General features: G+C 57.3%; 5 protein-coding genes. All 5 read left to right on the top strand.

Annotated features, from left to right (window positions below; all coding sequences use genetic code 11):
- The coding region (locus AC2VNK_RS04530; RefSeq protein ID WP_486882976.1) for a methyl-accepting chemotaxis protein at window positions 1-426 on the top strand (426 nt) is incomplete at its 5' end.
- Between the two features lie 10 nt (window positions 427-436).
- On the top strand, window positions 437-964 hold the full coding sequence (locus AC2VNK_RS04525; RefSeq protein ID WP_291525219.1) for a chemotaxis protein CheW: 528 nt from the start codon (window positions 437-439) through the stop codon (window positions 962-964).
- Between the two features lie 9 nt (window positions 965-973).
- Window positions 974-1,777 (top strand): CheR family methyltransferase, encoded by an 804-nt coding sequence (locus tag AC2VNK_RS04520; protein WP_486882975.1) that lies wholly within the window; start codon window positions 974-976, stop codon window positions 1,775-1,777.
- 3 nt (window positions 1,778-1,780) lie between these two features.
- Entirely contained in the window at window positions 1,781-2,350 is a 570-nt protein-coding gene (locus AC2VNK_RS04515; RefSeq protein ID WP_291525223.1) for a chemotaxis protein CheD, read from the top strand.
- 30 nt (window positions 2,351-2,380) lie between these two features.
- Window positions 2,381-3,448, top strand: coding sequence for a protein-glutamate methylesterase/protein-glutamine glutaminase (locus AC2VNK_RS04510; protein ID WP_486882974.1), 1,068 nt, complete (start codon window positions 2,381-2,383; stop codon window positions 3,446-3,448).
- The last annotated feature ends 54 nt before the right edge of the window (window positions 3,449-3,502 follow it).

Raw genomic sequence — 3,502 nt, 5'->3', positions numbered from 1 at the left:
GGCACAGGAATTGGCGCACTGGCCAGCAGCAGTGTGCAGGTGGCGGAACAAGCCGGAAGCGCTCTGACCGCTCTGGTCCCGGCGATCGGCAAAACCTCTGACCTGGTGCAGGAAATCAACGCAGCATCCAATGAACAGGCGGCAGGCATCGATCAGATCAACTTGGCGGTGGGGCAACTCAATCAGGTTACCCAGCAAAATGCATCCGCCTCTGAAGAGCTGGCGGCGACGGCAGAGGAGATGAGCGGACAGGCCGAACAGCTTCAGCAGTTGATGGCGACGTTCCGACTACGCACGAATGGGGGCGGACATTCTGCCAAAGCCAGTGTGCATAAAGCCTCTGCGGGGGGCCCGGCGCCCCTCCAGGGACGTGGACACGACGCAGCGCCAGTAAGTGCTGACAGCCACGATTTCGTCCGCTTCTGAGGAGGCGTCCATGAATATGCTGCCAGCAGGAGACGGTACCGCCCAGGTTGAACGTTGGGGAGGGCAATATCTGATTGTCCAGTTGCAGGCGGAATCCTTTGGTGTGGATATTACGGCGGTGCGAGAGATTATCGCCTATGTCGTTCCTACCCAGATTCCCATGATGCCGACTTTTGTGGTGGGGGTGATCAACCTGCGTGGTCAGGTAGTGCCCATCATCGACATAGCGCGCCGTTTCGGACGTCCGGCGACTGCCATTCATAAACGGAGTTGCATTACCATCGTGGATCTGCAGGAAGGGGAGTCACGACAGCGCCTCGGCGTCATCGTCGATGCCGTCAATGAGGTGCTGGAGTTCTCAGAGGAACAGATAGAACCAGCGCCGCAGTTTGGTGCCGGTTTGCGCACCGAGTTCATCCGGGGTATGGCCAAGGTGGCTAATCAATTCATTGTCCTGCTGGAAATGGAGCGGGTGCTCTCCCTGGACGAGATGGCCGAACTCGCCGCGATTGCTGCCGATGCGGCGGCCGGTCCATAGACCATGTTGATGACCACGCCCGTATCCACCTTGTCTGATGCCGACTATCGACGTATCCAGGCTTTTTTGCAGAAAGAGGCTGGGATTACCCTCGGCCCGGCCAAGAAGCCGCTGGTGATGGGGCGATTGGGAAAGCGCCTGCGGGCACGAGATTGCCATAGTTATGATGCCTATTTGCGTCTGCTCGACAGCGAGGCGACTGAGCGACAGCAGGCCGTGGATCTGCTCACGACGAATGAGACCTACTTCTTTCGGGAGACCAAGCACTTCGCCTTTTTGAGTGAACAGATTATCCCACAGCGGGCTAACCAGTCGGCGCTTCGTATCTGGAGCGCCGCTTGTTCTTCCGGCGAGGAGCCCTACAGTATCGCCATGGTGTTGGCCGAACGCCGCGGCCGCGGTTGGGAAATTCTGGCCTCGGATTTGAGTACTCGTATGCTGGCTTCGGCTGCGCAGGGTATTTACCCCATGGAACGTGCCGAGAAAATCCCTAAAGCCTATTTGAAGCGCTATTGTCTGCGTGGTGTGGGCCGACAAGAGGGATCATTCAGTATCGTGCCGGAGTTGCGCAAGTCGGTGAAATTTTCGCAAATCAACCTGAATCATCCGCTGCCTGCCGTGGGGGATTTTGATGTGATTTTTTTGCGCAATGTGCTGATTTACTTTGATCCGCCCGCTAAGGAGGCCATTTGTTTGCGCCTGCTCGCGCACCTGCGTCCCGGCGGATATTTTTTGGTGGGACACTCCGAAAGTCTCAATGGTATCGTCGATGGTCTGCGCCTTGTTCAACCGGCGGTCTATCGGAGGGATTGACGCATGGGTATCGTGGAGATATTTCTGCAACCGGGAGAATGGTATTTCGGAGATCGGGATACCCGTATCGGCACCCTGCTCGGTTCCTGTATCGCCATTACCCTCTGGCATCCCCGTCTGCAGGTGGGCGGAATGTGTCACTTCATGCTCCCTAGTCGAGGTAGTCCGCGCCCGGCAGCGGCGTCTCTGGACGGTCGGTACGGCGATGAGGCGGTGGCCGCGCTGATGCAGGAGTTGCGCCAGCAACGCACTCATCCCAGTGACTATGTGTGCAAGCTATTTGGTGGCGGTAATATGTTTCGCCGACAGCCTGGCAGAACCATTATGGACAACGATAAGGCGATAGGCACCGCCGTTCACCGCGAGTGCTTCCAATGCCATATGCCGGAAACCTGCGCTGATATCTCCTGTAAAAATGTGCAGGCAGCAAAGCAATTGGTCCAGCAGGCTGGTTTTGGTATTGCCACCTCGCACCTTGGGGGACAAGGTCACCGCAGTCTTTATTTTGAAGTATGGTCGGGTGCGGTGTATTTGAAATTCAGCGGGCGAGGTGCTGCTATCCATGCGGGTTAATAAACAGATAATTATTGAGCTAAACTTCTTGTGAAGAAAATACAAGTGTTCATTGTAGACGACTCCGCAGTCGTGCGGCAGGTGCTGCAAGCGGCCCTGACGCAAGACCCGGATATCGCCGTACTGGCGACCGCCCATGACCCGATTTTTGCCTGGGATCGCATGCAGCGCCAATGGCCCGATGTGATCATACTCGATATCGAAATGCCGCGTATGGACGGCGTGACCTTCCTGCGCAAAATCATGGCGGAACATCCCTTACCCGTAATCATCTGTTCCAGTCTGGCGGAATCTGGGGCGCAGATTACCTTGAATGCCTTGTCTGCTGGCGCCGTACAAATTATCCAGAAACCCCATTCCGGCCTGCGCGACTTTTTGCAAAAAGATGCGCCAGAAATCATTCAGGCGGTCAAGGCTGCGGCGCGTGCCAACCTGCGTAATATTCGTCCTGCACCTGCCGCCAGTTTTGCTGCCACCACTGCTGTTGCTTCCGATGTGTTGCTACAGAAGAGCACGGAAAAAGTCATTGCCATCGGCACCAGTACCGGTGGCACACAGGCACTGGAAGTGCTGCTCCGTGCGCTCCCGGTAACGGTTCCGGGGGTGGTGGTGGTGCAGCACATGCCGGAAAAATTCACCGCCGCCTTTGCCGCCCGCCTCAATACGATCAGCGCCCTGGAAGTGCGTGAAGCGTGTGATGGTGACCGGGTTTTACCTGGCCGCGCCCTCATCGCGCCAGGTGGTAAGCACATGCGTTTGATACGCAATGGTGCCCAGTTTGCGGTGCAGGTGTTTGATGGCCCCTTGGTGAAGCATCATCGTCCCTCCGTCGATGTGCTCTTCCGCTCCGTAGCGCAGGTGGCGGGGCGGAATGCCTGGGGTATCATCATGACCGGCATGGGAGATGATGGCGCGCAGGGGCTCGCCGAGATGCACTGCGCCGGCGCGCGTACCATTGCCGAAGACGAGGCGAGTTGCGTGGTTTTCGGTATGCCTAAAGAAGCCATTCGCTTAGGCGGGGTGGATGAGATTCTCCCGCTGCAGGGTATTGCGATGCGCCTGCCGCGCTCCATACCGGTAGGTGGAGGCAAAGCGTGAGCAGCAAGATGATAGCTCCGGATACTCGGTCGGTGGATATCACTCCGCAAAAGA

The sequence above is a fragment of the Acidithiobacillus sp. TH-A35 genome, from assembly GCF_057473505.1.
Note: the sequence above shows the minus strand (reverse complement) of the source record. Positions and strands in the feature narration are given on the sequence as shown.